Raw genomic sequence first — 17,091 nt, forward strand, 5'->3', positions numbered from 1 at the left:
TTTTTTATAGAGAGGTATCCCCGGCGACTGTGTCGCCGGGGTGTTGGGGTCAGTTGCCGGCGATCATGTTTTCCGAGAACCACTGGCGCCATTCGGCGGTCTTTTCGGCGCGCAGTTCGTGCGGAATGATCAGGGCTTCTGAATCCCACTGCTCGGGCGAGGTAAAGATGCCTGGCAGCGCGGCCAGCTCCTCGGGCAGCTCGACATTGGAGACGACGGGGATGCCTTTCTTGATCTCGGCGATCTGAGCCTGCACCTCGGGGTCGAGTGCGGCGTTGATGAACTGATAGGCGAGATCGACCTTGTCGGTTCCTGCGGTGATGCCCATGGTATCGATACCAAGTACTGCGCCCTCTTGGGGAATGGCGAGTTGGACGTCGATCCCCTGCGATTGCATGTAATAGGCATTCATGGAGAGCAGGATCTGGACGGGCGTTTCCCCCGTGGTCATCAATTGCTGGGAATTGGCGTCATTGGTGTAAAAGGCGCGGAAGTTGGGGCGCAGTGCCAGGAGCTTGTCGGTCGCCTGTTCCCAGTCTTCGATGTCGACGCCCTCCAACCTGGAGGCAACGGCTATGATGTGGGAAGGATCGAAATCGGGCGCGGCGACCATGCCCTCGAGTTCGGGTGACCAAAGGTCTTCCCAGCTTTCGAAGGCGAAGCCTTCGGGCAACGCGTCGGGCAGGTAACCGATTGTGTAAACATAAGCCCAGGCGCCGATATGGGACGGGCTGATCTTGGCCTGCTCGACCAGGTTGGCGGCATTGGGAATGCGCGACATGTCCAGCTCTTCAAAAAGGCCGTCGTTATTGTAGAGCCAGCCGATATGCGAAGTTGTGAAGGTGACGTCGCTCTCGGGCATGTCGCGCATCAGCATCGCCTGGTTCAGCCGGTCGATGGTGCCACCGGTGATGAACTCGACTTCGACGCCGGTTTCTTCGGTAAACTTGGCGGCAATTGTCTGGTCGATCAGGTCGCGGAAGCTGCCGCCCCAGCTGCTGACGACGAGGGTTTCGGCATATGCGGCAGACGACAAGAGCGTCGATACCGCAGCAGTGATCAAGAAGCGTTTCATCTTTCGTTCCCTAGCTCGCTGTGATGATGGTGGCGCACTGCCCGGTCGTCTGACCATTTGGAGGCGTTGCCGGCTCCCCTTCACGTCTCATCACTCGATCGGCCTTGCGTTGCACCGACCGAAAGGTGCCCCAAGGCCGCGCCAAGGCATATTTGCAAATTCCATTCCAGTCCGTAGGTTTAAGGGCCAATTTTCCCATAAGACTCTATAATCAAAGGAAAAAGTTGGCCTCAACGCCTGCAAAATACACTGCTTGAATGAAAGGCAAATCCACAATCTGCCTAATATCCGCGCAGTTTTGACACGACATTGGCGAGTGGCGCGCCCGATCGGACCGCGTTGATGTTGAAGGCAATCTGTGGCGCTGCGCTCTTGGGCAGGGCAACCGACGCAAGATGTGGGGTGATGAGAACGCCGGGCAGCGTCCACAGGGCATGTTCGGGCGGCAGCGGTTCGGAGGCGAACACATCCAGCGTCGCGCCCGACAATTTTCCCGATTGCAGCGCCGCGACCAGCGCCCGCTCTTCCACCACCTCGCCGCGCGATACATTCACGAAAGCCGCACCGGGCTTCATGGCGGCAAAGGCCGCCGCGTCCAGGCATTTTGACGTCGCAGGCGTTAGCGGCAGCATGCACACGACTATGTCGGCGTTGGCCAGAAGATCATGCAGAGCCGCGTTCTCATAGTGCACCTCGACGCCCGGCAAGTCGCGGGGCCGCGTCGCCCAGCCATGTGTTCTAAACCCTTGCCGGGCGATCTCGGTGGCTGCCAAGCCTCCCAATTCGCCCAGGCCGAGCACGGTCACGTTGATGTCGCTGGCCGAGCGTGGGTGGCGATAAGACCATTGTTTGTTGCGTTGCGCCGCCTCGAAATGCGGGATCTCCCGCGCATGCCTAAGCACGGAAAACAGCACGAACCCCGCCATCATCTTCCCCATTTCCGGGTCGGAGAGCCGGGTGATCGGGATGTCGGGCAGGTCGGCACGGGAAACCAGCCGGTCGACACCAGCGCCAAGATTGATCACAAGTTCAAGGTTCGGAAACTTGTCGAAAAAGCCGGTCGGCGGGTTCCAGACAAGGGCGAAGCGCACGCGGGATGGATCGGACACCGCATCGGCCCGCTCGATACGAATTTCCGTGCCCAGATGCGTGGCGATGGCATCGCGCCATTCCTCGAACGGATCGAGCATGCTGTAGAAAACAAGAATATCGGTCATGATGCACCCTCTGTCAGAAGCCCGATCATGGCCGAAAGGGCAAGGAAATAGCCCTCGGCCCCCAGGCCGGCGATCACGCCTGTCGCCGCCTTGGAAATGAAGGAGTGATGGCGAAACGTCTCGCGTTTCCAGATATTGCTCATATGGCACTCGATTATCGGTCCCGGGAACGCCAGAAGTGCGTCGAGAATGGCGATCGAGGTATAGGTCAGGCCCGCGGCATTGATCAGCAGGCCGTCGTGACTCTGACGCGCTTCCTGAATCCAGTCGATCAGGACCCCTTCATGATTGGACTGGCGGAAATCGAGTCGCAATCCGAGGTCGCTGGCGCGCGCGATGCAGGCCGCCTCGATCTGCGCAAGGCCCTGGCGTCCATAGGTGCCCGACGCGTCGAGCCCATAAAGATTGGCATTGGGTCCATTGAGAAACATGACTGATTTCATGGGTTGATCCTTGCGTATTGTGGCACCCCGGGGACCGGCACGAATACGCCCCGGCCGCGAATGCGGACGAGGCGATACGCTGCCGGCGTTGCTCCAGCATGAGCATTAGGCCCGCTGATAGGCGGCGTAGTTTCGTTGCACCCCGATATGGGTGGCGATATATTTTGCGTCGTACCAGCAACCGTAGATGAATGACGAGGCGCGGTTGGTCAGTTCGGGCAGGCCCAGGAAATAGATGCCCGGCTGCTTGGAGATGCCGCGCTTGTGGAACGGCATGCCGTTTTCATGGAACGCGTCGACCTGCAGCCAACTGAAATCGAACTTGAAGCCGGTCGCCCAGATGATGGTGCCGATGCCGGCCCTGGCAAGGTCCAGCTCCAGGATGGGATTGGTGACGCAGTCGGGGTCGGTTTCGATGTGCCAGGCCTCAGGCTCGAGCGGCAGATCGACACCATTGCGCTCGACATAGGCGTCGGCCTCGCGCAGCACGTCGAGATAGGCGAGATCGCCTTCCTTCAGGTTGGCACCGAGATCGTCGGCTATGCCGAGCACGCCGTTCTCGAACGATTTCGTCATCCCCAGAACAACGATTCCCATATGGCCGAGCCGACGGAAGTCGACGGTGCGACCGCCATCATAGCCGCTGACCGCGAAGGCAACGTGCTTTTTCTTGGCCTCGATTGTGATTTCATCCCATTTGCCGAGTACGCCCAGCCACCAGACATAGTCTCGATCGCGATAGGAACGCGGCGGACGATAGTGCTCGCCGATGGACAGATAGACCTGGCGCCCCGAGCGCCGCAATTCTTCGGCGATCTGGCATCCGGAGGCACCGCCGCCCACAACCAGAACGGCCCCTTCCGGCAGCACGTGGGGATTTCTGTAGGATGACGAATGCAGCTGATGAATGCCCCAGTCTTCCGCAACGATTGGGGGATAGGACGGGACCTGGAACGGCCCGGTCGCGGCGACCACGCGCTGCGCCTCGATCTGGCCCGAGGAACTGGTGACGACAAAGCCCGGGCGTCCGTCGCACTTGACCACGCTTTCCACCTTGGTGTTGGTGCGGACCGGTGCCTTGATCAATTGCGCGTAATCCTCGAAATAGCGGGCTACCCGCTCCTTGGGCGGAAAGGCATCCGGGTCGACATCGTCAAATTCCAGGCCCGGGAAGCGGTCGTGCCAGGCCGGACCGTTGGCCACCAGTGAATCCCAGCGCTGCGACCGCCAGGCCTCGGCCACCCGATTGCGCTCCAGAACGATGTGCGGAACATTCATGTCGGTCAGGTGTTCGCTCATGGCGATACCCGCCTGTCCGGCGCCTACGACAACGGTATCGGTCTTTTCTACGGTCATTCGCATCCTCGAAAATGGGTCGCTCCTTCCGCCCGGCGAGCAAGTGCTCGTGCGGCGGTCCGGCAAACTGGCAAAAATTTGCGTCCGGGGCGGTCTCGGGGAAAGAAGTAAATTCCTTGGGTCAGGACAGGGTAAGGTCGCTGTCGCGTGTCTGATCCGCTGACTTGCCGACGGTCCCCGGCTCTTTCGCCGGGCCATCGAGCAAGAACGATCAGGTGTTGGCCAAGGCGAACAGGGCGCTCGCGCTTCCGGCGAATACACCCGCGTCAGCAGCCCTTTGCCATACGGAGTGAGGGCGAAAACACTTGCGCAATGCCTGCGGAAAGAGAGGGTCGTCCTGGGCAAGACGGTGGTGGTTTCAGGTTCCCGGACAAGGCCGGGCAGTCGGAAAACGGCCAGAACTGGCCCGCCCTCATCCTTCCTGAATGCCTGTCAACGACGCGATACGGCGGCGGCGCGCATACCGGCGGAGGCAAAGGCGACGATTTCCTCGAGGTCGTAGAATATGCCCGGCGTCGGGCTGTTTGCGGGAACGAGCTCTTCGAGGCGGTTGGTGTCGGAAAAGGCGTAGAGATAGGCGCCGATCATCAGCGACATGCGGCGATAGACAGTAGGCTCGTCGAGCTGGGGCAGGGCTTTGAGAAAGGCACTGGCATAGGCGCGGGTCGATTCGTCATAGACCTCGCGACGCAACTCGTAGGAGAGCGCTTCGGGCTCCATGTGAAGGCGCGAATGCAGCCGCAGGAAAGCCAGGCCCTGTTTGGTTTCGCGCAGTCTGATCGAGGGTGCGAGAAAGGCGCGCACGAGGTCGTCGACGCCTGGCGTCATGCCCTCGGCGGTGATGGCGGCAAGGCTCTGCATACGCGATTTGGCGATCTCGCGCCCCTTTCGCAGAAACACCTCGCGGAACAGGTTTTCCTTGGAGCCGAAATAATAGGTGATCAGCGCCGTAGTGATGTCGACCTTTTCGGCGACGTGGCGGAGCGAGGTGCCGGCATAGCCCAGTTCGGCGAACATCAATTCGGATGCATCGAGAATGTCCTCGCGTGACTGGGTCTGTCCTTCCGGCCGCCCCGGTCGCTTTTTGCGCTGCTCCATGACCTTGGCCAAATCGCTTTCTCCCTCCGTGTACCGCTGGCTTACAGCGTCTTTGCCGATCCGTCCAACAGGTGTTTGTCCAGCCATGTGCAGGGCGCACGGTATCCATACGCTGCGGGCTCTTCAAGTTTGCCCATATTTGATGCAGGTAAAAAACCTGATCAAACCTATTGCATTTCTGTCGTCGCGCGGCTAGGAATAAATTAATCGCTCGCTTAATTATTTAATTCGGGCGATGCCGGTTCGCAGGGGACCGGGACAAAAAGAGAGGGAATTCAATGTCTTTTATTTCAAACGCAAGGAGCGTGGCTGCCGCCTCCGTCATCGCTCTTTCGGCGACCGGTGTGCTTGCACAGGACGTGCCCGAAGTGCGCATCCAGGCTGTGGCGGGCAGCCTCGGCGGCGTGCCGCTGATGGTCATGGAAGCCGAAGGGCTTGACGAAAAGCACGGCTTTGCAGGGGTCTTTGAGCTTTTGCCGTCCGACAGCGCGGCTCAGAACTTTCTGATCGGCAATTCCGACATCGCCATGGACAACGACATCATCGGCGTTTCAATCGCGCGTACCGAAGGGTTCGACGTCACGGCGTTCTATCCGGTCGGCAACCTTTATATGGGCATCGTGGTGCCCGGTGATTCCGATGCGGAAACGCCCGAGGATCTGATCGGCATGAATGTCGGCCATTTCGGTGCCGATTCCGGAACGACGATGTTCATCCGCTCGATCGTCCAGGAAATGTACGGCTTCGATGTGCTCGAGGAATACAATTTCTCCCAGGTCGGACCCGCAGCGCTCGTGCCGCTGCTCGAATCCGGCGACGTCGATGCGATCTTCAATTTCGAATCCTATGTCAGCGAAGCGATGCTGGCGACCGAGGGGCGCTATCTGCTGCAGGCCGGTTCGGACTATGCCGAATTCACCGGCGGGTTTGCGCCTTGGATCACCAACATGGTGGCACATACCAGTTGGCTCCAGGACAATCCCGAACTCGCCTATGCCGTTCGCGATGCCTATGACGAGGCCATCGCGATCATGAGCGAAAGCGGATACGAGATCCTGCGCGAAGACTACATTGTCTCCGGTCTGGGGATCACCAGCCCCGAAGTGCTCGACGTCCTGATCGAAAATGCCAGCACGTTCGATTATTTCACCAATGAGTGGACCCCCGAAATCATCGAAGGCGGCTACGGTTTTCTCGAAGGGCTGGCCGAAGAAGGACTGGTCATCACCGAAGTGCCCGAGGGCGTGATGGTGCGGCTCGAGGATCTGGTCGGCGAACCGGACGCCTGATCCCCTGGAGCGCCGGCAAAAAGTGGGGCACCACTTTTGCGGTTCGGAAGCTCCATGAAGCAAAGGCCCGGAGTTCTCGTAGCAACTCCGGGTGCCAGACAAACGGAGGCCCGCGATGCAACGTGAGAACAATCTCATCATCTCGATTGGCGCAGTTCTTATGCTGTTGCCGATCTGGTGGATCGCCTATCGAAACACCAACTTCATCGCGGACCCTTTCGTCGTGGCGGCCGCTCTCCCCGATTTTCTGATGCAGCCCGACACCTGGAGCAATATCGCGATCACGCTCTATCGTGTGGCCCTGGGGCTCGCCGGTGGGGTGGTGCTGGGAACCCTCGCCGCGCTGGCCATGACCCAGAGCAAGCTGGCCGAACAGGTGCTTGCGATCTATGTGACGACGGCGCTCAGGACCCCCAGCGCCATTGCGGCCATCATGGCGCTGGCGATCTTTCGGGGCGCCGAGATCGGCTACATCGTCGTCGTGATGTTCATCACTTTCCCCTTCATGGCGGTGGGGCTGCGCGACGGGCTCAAGAGCGCCGACAAGGATCTGGCCGAAGCCGCACAGATCTATCGGCTCGGGCCGCTGCGCTATATCCGGCACGTTCTGTTGCCCTTCATCGCGCCCTTCATCTTTTCGGCCCTGCGCAACGCGCATGCGCTCGCCTGGAAGGTGATCGTGGTCGCCGAGATTTTCGGAGCGGCGCGGATCGGGTTCGGGGCACAGTTCGATCACGCCTGGGAATACATGCAGATGGTGCAGGTTCATCTGTGGCTGCTGGTGTTCATGGCGATCGTGCTCGCCGTCGAATATGGCGTGCTGCGCGTCGCCGAGCGTCATGTGTTCCGCTGGCGCGCCTGATCCAAGACAGTTCAAAAAGACAAGGGTTCATCATGACCGGCAACAAAGACACAGTGCTCAAGGTCGAAGGTCTCGGCGTCAGCTACGCGGGCAATCCGGCCATCGCCAGCCTCGATTTCGAGATCAAGCGCGGCGAGTTCGTCGCCATCCTCGGACCGTCCGGATGCGGCAAATCCTCGATGCTCAATGTGATTTCCGGGCTGCTGCCTCCAACGCGCGGGGTGGTCGAGGTGGAAAACCTGCCACTCTATGATGCGGGCCGGGCGGCGCCCAAGCTCGGCTATGTTTTTCAGGCGCACCGACTTTTGCCCTGGCGGACCGTCAAGCAGAACCTCGAACTGGTGCTGGCGGCGTCCGACGTGCCCAAGGATCGGTGGGAGGGCAACATCGACCGCCTGCTCGATATCCTTCATATCCGCCAGTTCAAGGATTCCTGGCCGCTCCAGCTATCGGGCGGACAACGCCAGCGGGTATCGATCGCCCGCGCGCTGCTGGTCGACCCCTCCTATATCCTGATGGACGAGCCGCTCAGCACGCTCGACGAGGTGACGGCACGCAGCCTGCGCCAGGAGCTTTCGGGCATCTGGGCCAGGACCGGCGCGACGATTGTTTTCGTCACCCATTCGATCCGCGAGGCGGTTTATCTGGCTGACAGGATCATCATCCTGACGCGCGGACCCTCGACAGTGTTTGAAAACTACCATGTGCCGATCGCGCGGCCACGGGCCTATGACGATCCGATGATCGGCGAGGTTGAGGCCGATATCGTGCGGCGTGTCGAAGGGGCCTGGGGCCTTGAACCGGTCAAACCGCGTGAGGTGGCGTGACCATGGCGCTCTCAACTCCATTGCAGGGCGCCGCGATGACGCCTCGCCGCAAAGTCGGCACGGATCGCAATGTCCGCCTGCTGGGCGTGACTTTGGCTGTGGCGAGTCTTTTTGCCATCTGGACGGTTCTCTCGATCACTGTCCGGCCCTGGGTGCCGACACCCTATGACACGGCGCTGGCCATGGGCAGGCAATTGGTGTCCCACTCGTTCTACGACAATCTGTTCTTAACGCTCGGACGGGTCGCCGCTGCGTTTGTCGCGGCATCGATCGTCGGCGCGGTCCTTGGGATCGCGATCGGCATGAACAGGAAGGTCGAGGCCTTCTTCCAGCCGTTGCTGGCGCTGGCGCTGGCCGTGCCCGATCCGGTGTTCATCATCTTTGCCATTCTGGCATTGGGAACAGGAGAGGCTGCCGGGTTTGTCGCCTTGACCATGGCGGTGGCGCCGTTCGTCTCAAATATCGTGCGCTCGAGCGTCCAGGCCCGCGACAAGGGGCTGGACGAGATGACCAAAATCTATCGCATCCCGGCCGACAAGGCGTTCTGGGTCAGCCTCGTCCCCCAACTCGTGCCGGCGTTACTGACGGCAGCGCGGTTTTCCTTCGCGCTGTCCTGGAAGCTTGTGGTGGTGGTCGAGGCGATCGGGCAACCGGACGGGATCGGAGCGGCGATTTTTCACTCGTTCCGCCTGTTGCGCATGCGCGAAGTTCTGGCCATCGCGATCCTTTTCATCATCTTGATGCAGTTGCTCGAAAAGGGCGTGCTCGGCCGCGTGGAAAAGCGCCTGTTGCGCTGGCGACAGTGATCCGCGCGTGCTTTTAATTAAATAGACATACGAATAATAATGTGGGTGTGAGGATGAAGACGACAATCAAGACCGTCGGGATCGTAGGTGGCGGCATCGGAGGCGCGGCGCTGGCCGTCAGCCTGTTGCAGCGCGGGTTCGACGTGCAGCTTTTCGAGCGGGCCGACAGGTTCGGCGAGGTTGGGGCCGGCATTCAGATGACCCCCAACGCGGTCAAGGTGATCAAGGCGTTAGGACTGTTCGACACCCTTATGGCCAAGGGCTTTTTGCCCAATGCCGTGGTCGGGCGGAACTGGAAGACGGCAAAAGAAAATTTCCGCATACCGCTCAAGGGGAGCTGCGAAACGCTCTATGACGCGCCCTATGTCCATATCCACCGCGCCGATCTGCATGCGCTCTTTGCCGACACGCTACCGGGGGAGATCACCCATTTTAACAAGCTCTGCACAGGGGTGCGGCAGGATGAAAACGGGGCGACGGCGGTATTTGCCGATGGCACGGAATTCACTGCCGATTTGATCGTGGGCGCCGACGGTGTGCGCTCGGTTGTGCGGGCCCAATTGTTCGGCTCCCAGGACCCCAAGTTCACCGGGCATATGTGCTATCGCGCGGTGGTCCCGGTTGGCGGGGTCGTCGATTACGTGAGCCCCGATTCCTCCTTCTGGATGGGTCCGAACGGTCATGTGGTCACCTATTACGTCAATGGCGGAAACGCGGTGAACATCGTGGCGGTCAGCGAGACCAAGTCCTGGGTCGAGGAAAGCTGGAACGCCAAAAGCTCGAAAGAGGAAATGCTGGCGCGGTTTCCAGGCTGGCACCCCAATCTGATCAAGCTGTTTTCCAACGCCGACGAGGTATTCCGTTGGGGGCTGTTCGATCGCGACCCGATGGAGAGCTGGACCAGGGGCCGCATCACACTCCTTGGCGATGCCGCCCATCCGATGTTGCCGTTCCTTTCGCAGGGCGCGGCGATGGCGATTGAGGACGGGTTCGTTCTGGCCTCGGCATTGGCGCTGCATTCCGATGGGAACCGGGCGCTGGCGGCCTATGAGGCTGAACGGCGCCCACGGACCAGCCGCGTGCAGCTCGAAGCGCGCGAGCGGGGCCGGACCTATCACTTGCCGACGCCCTGGGCGCAGTTCAAACGCGATCTCGACTATCGCATCCGCGCGATCTTTTCGCCCCAGACCACCGGGATCAAGACCGACTGGGTTTACGAGTACGACGCGCGGCGCTTCGGCTCGGCCACGACGCGTCCGCGCGCCGTCAATGCGTGAGGCAATGACAATGGAAACCAGAATGAAAACCTATCGCATCGGACAGATCGTGCCGAGCTCGAACGTGACAATGGAAACCGAGATACCCGCATTGTTGCGGGCGCGGGAAACGGTCGCGCCCGAGCGTTTTACCTTCCATTCGGCGCGCATGCGCATGAAGCATGTGACCAAGGACGAGCTGGCAAAAATGGATGGCGACAGCGACCGCTGCGCGCTGGAGCTTTCGGACGCTCGTGTCGACGTTCTGGGCTATGCGTGCCTGGTCGCCATCATGTCGATGGGGCATGGCTATCACCGCGAATCCCAGGCACGGCTGCAGGGCGTGACAGCGAGCAATGACGCGGCGGCACCGGTCGTGACATCGGCGGGTGGGCTGGTCGATGCCATCAAGGCCATCGGTGCGAAGCGGGTGGCCATCGTTGCGCCCTATATGAAACCGCTCACCGCGATGGTCGTCGACTACATCGCCAATGAAGGGATCGATGTCGTCCATTGGCGGGCGCTGGAAATCCAGAACAATCTCGATGTGGCGGCGCACGACCCGATGAACCTTCCGGGGATCGTTTCAGGGATCGATACATCCGAGGTCGATGCGGTGGTCCTGTCGGCCTGCGTGCAGATGCCGTCTCTGGCGGCCGTGCCGCTGGTCGAGGCGCAGACCGGCAAGCCGGTTCTGACGGCGGCGATCGCCACGACATGGCAGATGCTCAAATCATTGGAGCTCGATACGCGCGTGCCCGGTGGCGGCTCGCTGCTATCGGGCGCCTATTGAGGGGCGGGGCGATGGCGAACGGATACAACATCAGAGCCAACGGCATCCGCCAGCACCTTATCCATTATCCCGGTAATGGCCCCCAGATGCTGCTCGTTCCGGGGATCACCTCTCCGGCGATCACCTGGGGGTTCGTTGCCGAGCGGCTGGCCCAGGCGTTCGACGTGCATGTGCTCGACGTGCGGGGGCGTGGACTGAGCCAGTCCGGCGATCTCGACTATTCGCTCGATGCCATGGCGCAGGACGTCGTGGCGCTGGCACGATCGGGCCATTTCGACAAGGCCATCGTCCTGGGTCACTCGATGGGTGCGCGGATCGCCATCCGGGCGGCGCGGATCGACCCGGAGGCCTTCAGCGGGCTCGTCCTTGTCGATCCGCCGGTCTCAGGGCCGGGGCGGAGGGCCTATCCATCGGCCTGGCCCTGGTACGAGGAATCCATCCTCATGGCCCAAAAGGGATGCTCGGCCGAGGACATGAAAAAATTCTGTCCCACATGGACCGATGCGCAGGTCGCCTTGCGCGCCGAGTGGCTCCATACCTGCCGGCTCGATGCGATCAGGACCGCCTATGACGGGTTCCACAGCGACGACATCCACGCCGATTTGCCGCGGATTCCGCTTCCCATGCGGCTGGTGGTTGCCGGCGGTGCGCCGGTGATCGGCGATGAGGATGTCGAAGAGATCAAGGCGCTCGCGCCCGCGATAGAGACCCGCACCGTCGACGGTGCGGGACATATGATTCCATGGGACGACCTAGAAGGGTTCCTCGCCGCGATCATGGACTTTCGGGGCCAAGCGCCCGTCACAAAGGGAGACTTTTAAGATGGATCAAGCCAGCTTCACCGAAATCTGCCTGCACCAGCTCAAGATGAGCGGTGTCCAGACCGGCGAAAAACTCGTTGTGCTGACGCAGGGCAGCGACCGGCTCGACTATGCCGACGCGTTCATGGCGGCCGGACAGCGGCTCGGGGCGCAGATGTATCACATGCGCTTGCCGGCACCACTGCCGACCGGAGGTTGGAATGTGGGTGTGACAGGGCTTGCCGCGCTGCCCGACGCCGTCGAGGCGCTGAAAAATTGCGATATGCTGATCGACTGTGTGTTCCTCTTGTTTTCACCCGAACAGTTCGCCATCCAGGCGGCGGGGACGCGAATTCTGACGGCGGTCGAGCCGCCGGCGCTGCTGGCGCGCATGCTGCCGAGCAAGGAACTTCGCGAGAAGGTCGAGATCGGGGCCGAGTACCTGGCGAAAGCCAATGTGATGCGGATCACCTCGCCGCACGGCACCGACGTCACCTACAAGCTCAACACCTATCCCACCGTGGCCGAATACGCTTGCACCGACGAGCCGGGACGCTGGGACCATTGGCCGTCGGGCTTTGTCTTTACGGGCGGCGACGATGACGGCGTCGATGGCCAGATCGTCGTGGCGCCGGGCGATATCTTGTTGCCGCAGAACATGTATGTGCGCGATCCGATCACCTATACGATCGAAAAGGGTTGGATCACCGACATCCGCGGCGGGCTCGATGCCGAACTGGTGAAATCCTATATGGCCGCGTTCAACGACGAACGCGGCAAGGGGATGAGCCATGTGGGCTGGGGCATGAACCCCAACGCCCATTGGCACGGCATGGTGCCCGGAGAATTCCCCGGCGGAATGGGCATGGAGCCGCGCAGCTTTTACGGCAATGTGATGTTTTCGACAGGGCCCAACAACGAACTGGGCGGCCCCAACGACACGGCCTGCCACCTCGATATTCCGATGCGCAATTGCTCGCTGTTCCTCGATGACGAGGCAATCGTCATCGACGGCGATCTCGTCGTCAAGGAAATGCAGATGGCGCGGGCGTAAGGCAAAATCCGCCCCGCCGGCTGGGGTCGGCGGGGCGACCGGGAAGGAGCGAACATGTCACAGGCAGAAATCTATAGGGACGCCGGATTTGGCCACGCGGTGCCGCGCGGCACGCGTCCGGCGATCGTGGTGGTCGATTTCACCTATGGGTTCACCGACACGCGCTATGCGACAGCCTCCGACGCGGCAAGCCAGATGGCGGCCACGCGGCGGTTGACCGATCTGGCCCGGTCCAGGGGGTTCCCGGTAATCTATACAACGATCGCCTACCATAGGGGCGAGATCGATGCTCTTGCGTGGCTGAAAAAGGCACGTGGCATGGTGGCCTTGGTCGAGGGGACACGGCTTGTCGAAATCGATGCGGCGACCGGCATTCAGCCTGGCGATGCCATCGTCACCAAGAAAGGCGCGTCGGCATTTTTCGGCACCGCGCTGGCGGCCATGTTGACGGGAATGCAGGTCGATACGCTTGTGATCGCCGGCGCAACCACCTCGGGTTGCGTGCGGGCGAGCGTGGTCGATGCAGTGCAATCGGGCTTCAATACGCTGGTGCCGGCCGATTGCTGCGCGGATCGGGCCGAACCACCCCACGCCGCAGCGCTCTATGACATGGGCCAGAAATACGCCGACGTCACCGATTCGATGGAGATCGGGGCCTGGCTGGCATCTGTCTGACCGGGCCGATCCCTAACGCCCGCCTGCAAGCTGTCTCATGCGCGATGGCACCGCTGCCGACACTGACAAGTATTAGTTGCTGATCGATTTCCGAATTTGAAGGAGACGATGCGCGTGGATGCGTAACCTGCCTTCAATGCCGCCAATCGAGGAGTTGCGTTGATGAAGGTGCTCGTCATCGTCAAACGCGTTGTCGATCATAACGTGAGGATCAGGGTCAAGCCCGACGGCACGGGGATCGATGTTGCCAGTGCCAAGATGTCGATGAACCCGTTTGACGAAATCGCGCTCGAAGAGGCTATTCGGTTACGCGAAGCGGGAATTGCGTCCGAAGTCGTGGCTGTTTCGATTGGCGAAGCCAAAGTTGCCGATACCTTGCGTACCGCCCTCGCCATGGGTGCGGATCGGGCCGTCATGATCGCCGACGGACTGGGCGGGGACATCGAACCGCTTGCCGTCGCCAAGCTCCTGGCCAAGCTGGTCGAGCACGAGGCGCCGCAAATTGTCATTCTGGGCAAGCAAGCCATCGACAACGACATGAATGCGACAGGACAGATGCTTGCCGCACTTCTGGGGTGGGGCATTGCGACATTTGCGTCCAGGGTCGAGATCGCGGCCAACCGGGCCGTTGTCACCCGCGAGGTCGATGGCGGGCTGCAAACCATTTCGGTTGCGCTTCCCGCGATCATAACAACCGACCTCCGCCTCAACGAGCCCCGCTACGCCTCGCTCCCCAATATCATGAAGGCCAAGAAAAAGCCGATCGAGGAAACGAGTGCGGCGGACTATGGCGTCGATATCGTTCCGCGGCTGACGGTACTCAGGACCGAAGAACCCAAGGCACGCGCCGGCGGTGGAAAGGTTGCATCGGTGGACGAGCTTGTGACCAGGCTCAAGGAACTGGGAGTAGTCTGATGGCTGTATTGCTTCTCGCCGAAACGACCGACGGCGTTCTGGCTTTCGATGCAACGGCGCGTGCCGTATCCGCGGTCCGTGGGCTTGGTGAAGTGACGGTCCTGGTCTGCGGCGACAAAGAAGCGGCCGATCGGGCCGCAACTCTCGATGGTGTCTCCAGGGTCGTCTTTTCCAGCGATCCCGCCCTTACGCACGGTCTGGTCGAAAATGTTGCGGAACTGGTGGTTTCGCGCTCTGATGGCTTTGCCCATATTGCGGCACCGGCGACGACCTCGGGCAAGGCGATATTGCCCTATGTCGCCGCAAGGCTTGATGTGATGGTGATCACCGATGTCGCCGAAATCGTTGACGCGGAAACGTTCAAGCGGCCGATCTATGCCGGCAATGCAATCCAGACGGTGCGGTCATCCGATAGGGTGAAAGTGTTTTCGGTGCGCACGTCGGCCTTTGCGCCGGTCGCCGATGGGGCAAGCGCACAGGTCGAGCAGGTCGGGGGCAATGGCGATAGGGGCGTGTCCGCCTTTATCGAAAATCACCTCGCCCGGAGCGATCGCCCTGACCTGACCTCGGCCAAGATCGTCGTATCCGGGGGACGCGGACTTGGGTCCGGTGAGAACTTTGCGCTGATCGACAGGCTGGCCGATAAGCTCGGCGCCGCCATCGGGGCCTCGCGCGCCGCCGTCGACAGCGGCTACGTGGCCAATGATTTGCAGGTTGGCCAGACCGGCAAGGTCGTAGCGCCCGATCTTTATATTGCCGTCGGGATTTCGGGCGCCATCCAGCACCTTGCCGGCATGAAGGATTCCAGGATTATCGTGGCGATCAACAAGGATGAAGAAGCGCCGATCTTCGAGATCGCCGACTTCGGCCTTGTCGCCGATCTCTTCGAGGCGCTGCCTGAACTGATTGAAAAGCTTTGAGGAACGCGCGGGATACGACGGGAACCTGTTCATGAGCGCCGTTTCACGCGAATCCGTTCAATATGACGTCGTAATCGTGGGCGCCGGTCCTGCGGGCCTGTCGGCGGCGATAAGACTCAAGCAGATCGATCCTGACCTGAGCGTGGTGGTTCTCGAAAAAGGGTCTGAAGTTGGAGCGCACATTCTCTCCGGCGCGGTTCTTGACCCGTCCGGATTGAGCAAACTTTTCCCCGACTGGAAGGAAAAAGGCGCGCCGGTGACCACAGCGGTCGTCGACGACCGCTTCTATATGCTCGGCAAGGACCGAGCGGCACCCATCCCCAATTGGCTTATGCCGCCGCTCATGTCCAATCATGGCAATTACATCGTTTCGATGGGCAATGTCTGCCGCTGGCTGGCCGGCCGGGCAGAAGATCTGGGGGTCGAGATTTTTCCGGGCATGGCGTGCTCGGAACTGGTTTATGGCGACAAGGGCGAGATCAAGGGTGTCGTGGCCGGCGAATTCGGAAAACGCTCGGATGGCACGCCCTCGCCACACTATGAGCCAGGGATGGAACTGCATGGCAAATACGTGCTGATCGGGGAGGGCGCGCGCGGATCGCTCGCCAAACAGATCATTGCCAAATACGGCCTCTCCCAAGGTCGCCAGGTTCAAAAGTTTGGCCTTGGCATGAAGGAAATCTGGGAAATCGATCCCGCCAAGCATCGGCAGGGCCATGTCGTCCATACAATGGGCTGGCCGCTTGGCGGAAATGCCGGAGGCGGCGGCTTTGTTTATCATGCCGAAAACAACCAGTTGTTTCTTGGACTTGTGGTCCATCTGGACTACGCCAACCCCTATCTCTTCCCCTATATGGAATTCCAGAACTGGAAGCATCATCCGCTGATCGCGGACCTGCTGAAGGGCGGCAAGCGCGTTTCGTACGGCGCGCGTGCCATCTCTGAAGGTGGCTACCAATCCATGCCCAGGGCGGCCTTTCCTGGCGGCGCCCTGTTGGGCTGTTCGGTAGGACTGGTCAACGTTCCGCGCATCAAGGGCAATCACAATGCAATGCTTTCGGGCACTGCGGCGGCAGATCATGTCGCCGCCGCCATCGCTTCTGGCCGCTCGGGCGATGTGATCGAGGACTATGATCACGAATTGCGGTCCGGCCCTGTGGGGCAGGATCTCAGGCTCGTGCGCAACGTCAAGCCCTTGTGGTCGCGTTTCGGGCTTTGGGCGTCCCTGGCACTCGGGGGCTTCGACATGTGGTGCCAGACATTGTTCAAAGGCTCCCTTTTCGGAACGCTGAAGCATCGGCGATCGGACGCAGAGGCGACACGGCCCGCGAGCGGCTTTAGCCCTATTGCCTATCCCAAACCCGATGGTGTCATATCTTTCGAGCGCCTGACCAACGTGGCCTTTACGGCCACCAATCATGAAGAAAGTCAGCCCGCCCACCTCCATCTCGCCGATCCGCAAACCGCCATCGACCTCGATTACAGGCAATTCGCCGGTCCTGCGGCGCGTTATTGTCCGGCCGGAGTTTATGAATATCTCGACGGCGACGGGCCGGCGCCGAAATTTGTCATAAACTTCCAGAACTGCATTCACTGCAAGACCTGCGACATTAAAGAGCCGAGCGGCAACATCACCTGGACGGTGCCGCAAGGCGGTGACGGGCCGAACTACGGCAATATGTGACCTCCCCGACCACTGTCTTTC

At 60.9% G+C, this 17,091-nt stretch carries 17 protein-coding genes; 12 read left to right on the forward strand and 5 right to left on the reverse strand.

The window, feature by feature from the left end; all coding sequences use genetic code 11:
- Positions 1-49: 49 nt before the first annotated feature.
- The 5 genes from KKY_RS18415 to KKY_RS18435 all read right to left on the reverse strand — a co-directional run bounded on the left by KKY_RS18415 (position 50) and on the right by KKY_RS18435 (position 5,201).
- A complete protein-coding gene (locus KKY_RS18415) occupies positions 50-1,075 on the reverse strand; it encodes an ABC transporter substrate-binding protein (protein WP_014132902.1) in 1,026 nt (341 codons plus the stop codon).
- Positions 1,076-1,356: 281 nt separating this feature from the next.
- Complete coding sequence (locus KKY_RS18420) at positions 1,357-2,292, reverse strand: 2-hydroxyacid dehydrogenase (protein WP_014132903.1); 936 nt, start codon at positions 2,290-2,292, stop codon at positions 1,357-1,359.
- Entirely contained in the window at positions 2,289-2,735 is a 447-nt protein-coding gene (locus KKY_RS18425; RefSeq protein WP_014132904.1) for a type II 3-dehydroquinate dehydratase, read from the reverse strand. The genes KKY_RS18420 and KKY_RS18425 overlap by 4 nt, the downstream gene beginning before the upstream one ends.
- 105 nt (positions 2,736-2,840) lie before the next feature.
- On the reverse strand, positions 2,841-4,091 hold the full coding sequence (locus KKY_RS18430) for a flavin-containing monooxygenase (protein ID WP_014132905.1): 1,251 nt from the start codon (positions 4,089-4,091) through the stop codon (positions 2,841-2,843).
- Positions 4,092-4,523: 432 nt separating this feature from the next.
- A complete protein-coding gene (locus KKY_RS18435) occupies positions 4,524-5,201 on the reverse strand; it encodes a TetR/AcrR family transcriptional regulator (protein WP_014132906.1) in 678 nt (225 codons plus the stop codon).
- A 266-nt stretch (positions 5,202-5,467) separates the two neighbouring features.
- On the opposite strand from KKY_RS18435, the gene KKY_RS18440 reads away from it, so the two are divergent.
- From KKY_RS18440 to KKY_RS18495, 12 genes are all read left to right on the forward strand, one after another.
- Positions 5,468-6,478, forward strand: coding sequence for an ABC transporter substrate-binding protein (locus KKY_RS18440; protein WP_014132907.1), 1,011 nt, complete (start codon positions 5,468-5,470; stop codon positions 6,476-6,478).
- Between the two features lie 115 nt (positions 6,479-6,593).
- Positions 6,594-7,340, forward strand: a complete 747-nt coding sequence (locus KKY_RS18445; protein WP_014132908.1) for an ABC transporter permease — start codon at positions 6,594-6,596, stop codon at positions 7,338-7,340.
- Between the two features lie 32 nt (positions 7,341-7,372).
- Positions 7,373-8,167, forward strand: coding sequence for an ABC transporter ATP-binding protein (locus KKY_RS18450; RefSeq protein ID WP_014132909.1), 795 nt, complete (start codon positions 7,373-7,375; stop codon positions 8,165-8,167).
- Between the two features lie 2 nt (positions 8,168-8,169).
- A complete protein-coding gene (locus tag KKY_RS18455; RefSeq protein WP_014132910.1) occupies positions 8,170-8,973 on the forward strand; it encodes an ABC transporter permease in 804 nt (267 codons plus the stop codon).
- 53 nt (positions 8,974-9,026) lie between these two features.
- The gene (locus KKY_RS18460; protein WP_014132911.1) at positions 9,027-10,250 is read left to right on the forward strand and encodes an FAD-dependent monooxygenase; all 1,224 of its coding nucleotides are present in this window, start codon (positions 9,027-9,029) and stop codon (positions 10,248-10,250) included.
- A 22-nt stretch (positions 10,251-10,272) separates the two neighbouring features.
- Positions 10,273-11,022, forward strand: a complete 750-nt coding sequence (locus tag KKY_RS18465) for an aspartate racemase/maleate isomerase family protein (protein WP_041529651.1) — start codon at positions 10,273-10,275, stop codon at positions 11,020-11,022.
- A gap of 11 nt (positions 11,023-11,033) precedes the next feature.
- Positions 11,034-11,843, forward strand: a complete 810-nt coding sequence (locus tag KKY_RS18470) for an alpha/beta fold hydrolase (RefSeq protein WP_139305136.1) — start codon at positions 11,034-11,036, stop codon at positions 11,841-11,843.
- A gap of 1 nt (position 11,844) precedes the next feature.
- Positions 11,845-12,876, forward strand: a complete 1,032-nt coding sequence (locus KKY_RS18475) for a 2,5-dihydroxypyridine 5,6-dioxygenase NicX family protein (protein WP_014132914.1) — start codon at positions 11,845-11,847, stop codon at positions 12,874-12,876.
- A gap of 54 nt (positions 12,877-12,930) precedes the next feature.
- The gene (locus KKY_RS18480; protein ID WP_014132915.1) at positions 12,931-13,551 is read left to right on the forward strand and encodes an isochorismatase family protein; all 621 of its coding nucleotides are present in this window, start codon (positions 12,931-12,933) and stop codon (positions 13,549-13,551) included.
- 162 nt (positions 13,552-13,713) lie between these two features.
- Entirely contained in the window at positions 13,714-14,466 is a 753-nt protein-coding gene (locus KKY_RS18485; protein WP_014132916.1) for an electron transfer flavoprotein subunit beta/FixA family protein, read from the forward strand.
- Positions 14,466-15,386 carry an electron transfer flavoprotein subunit alpha/FixB family protein gene (locus KKY_RS18490; RefSeq protein WP_014132917.1) on the forward strand — a complete coding sequence of 307 codons (921 nt, stop codon included), beginning with the start codon at positions 14,466-14,468 and terminating at the stop codon, positions 15,384-15,386. The genes KKY_RS18485 and KKY_RS18490 overlap by 1 nt, the downstream gene beginning before the upstream one ends.
- 31 nt (positions 15,387-15,417) lie before the next feature.
- The gene (locus tag KKY_RS18495) at positions 15,418-17,070 is read left to right on the forward strand and encodes an electron transfer flavoprotein-ubiquinone oxidoreductase (protein WP_014132918.1); all 1,653 of its coding nucleotides are present in this window, start codon (positions 15,418-15,420) and stop codon (positions 17,068-17,070) included.
- Positions 17,071-17,091 lie beyond the last annotated feature (21 nt).

Source organism: Pelagibacterium halotolerans B2, from assembly GCF_000230555.1.
In the GTDB taxonomy this organism is placed as follows: Bacteria; Pseudomonadota; Alphaproteobacteria; order Rhizobiales; family Devosiaceae; genus Pelagibacterium; species Pelagibacterium halotolerans.

What these genes read in the sequence shown, in the direction of transcription:
- KKY_RS18415 (WP_014132902.1), bottom strand. Translation starts at nt 1,075, where the DNA reads ATGAAACGCTTCTTGATCACTGCTGCGGTATCGACGCTCTTGTCGTCT.
- KKY_RS18420 (WP_014132903.1), bottom strand. Translation starts at nt 2,292, where the DNA reads ATGACCGATATTCTTGTTTTCTACAGCATGCTCGATCCGTTCGAGGAA.
- KKY_RS18425 (WP_014132904.1), bottom strand. Translation starts at nt 2,735, where the DNA reads ATGAAATCAGTCATGTTTCTCAATGGACCCAATGCCAATCTTTATGGG.
- KKY_RS18430 (WP_014132905.1), bottom strand. Translation starts at nt 4,091, where the DNA reads ATGACCGTAGAAAAGACCGATACCGTTGTCGTAGGCGCCGGACAGGCG.
- KKY_RS18440 (WP_014132907.1), top strand. Translation starts at nt 5,468, where the DNA reads ATGTCTTTTATTTCAAACGCAAGGAGCGTGGCTGCCGCCTCCGTCATC.
- KKY_RS18445 (WP_014132908.1), top strand. Translation starts at nt 6,594, where the DNA reads ATGCAACGTGAGAACAATCTCATCATCTCGATTGGCGCAGTTCTTATG.
- KKY_RS18450 (WP_014132909.1), top strand. Translation starts at nt 7,373, where the DNA reads ATGACCGGCAACAAAGACACAGTGCTCAAGGTCGAAGGTCTCGGCGTC.
- KKY_RS18455 (WP_014132910.1), top strand. Translation starts at nt 8,170, where the DNA reads ATGGCGCTCTCAACTCCATTGCAGGGCGCCGCGATGACGCCTCGCCGC.
- KKY_RS18460 (WP_014132911.1), top strand. Translation starts at nt 9,027, where the DNA reads ATGAAGACGACAATCAAGACCGTCGGGATCGTAGGTGGCGGCATCGGA.
- KKY_RS18465 (WP_041529651.1), top strand. Translation starts at nt 10,273, where the DNA reads ATGAAAACCTATCGCATCGGACAGATCGTGCCGAGCTCGAACGTGACA.
- KKY_RS18470 (WP_139305136.1), top strand. Translation starts at nt 11,034, where the DNA reads ATGGCGAACGGATACAACATCAGAGCCAACGGCATCCGCCAGCACCTT.
- KKY_RS18475 (WP_014132914.1), top strand. Translation starts at nt 11,845, where the DNA reads ATGGATCAAGCCAGCTTCACCGAAATCTGCCTGCACCAGCTCAAGATG.
- KKY_RS18480 (WP_014132915.1), top strand. Translation starts at nt 12,931, where the DNA reads ATGTCACAGGCAGAAATCTATAGGGACGCCGGATTTGGCCACGCGGTG.
- KKY_RS18485 (WP_014132916.1), top strand. Translation starts at nt 13,714, where the DNA reads ATGAAGGTGCTCGTCATCGTCAAACGCGTTGTCGATCATAACGTGAGG.
- KKY_RS18490 (WP_014132917.1), top strand. Translation starts at nt 14,466, where the DNA reads ATGGCTGTATTGCTTCTCGCCGAAACGACCGACGGCGTTCTGGCTTTC.
- KKY_RS18495 (WP_014132918.1), top strand. Translation starts at nt 15,418, where the DNA reads ATGAGCGCCGTTTCACGCGAATCCGTTCAATATGACGTCGTAATCGTG.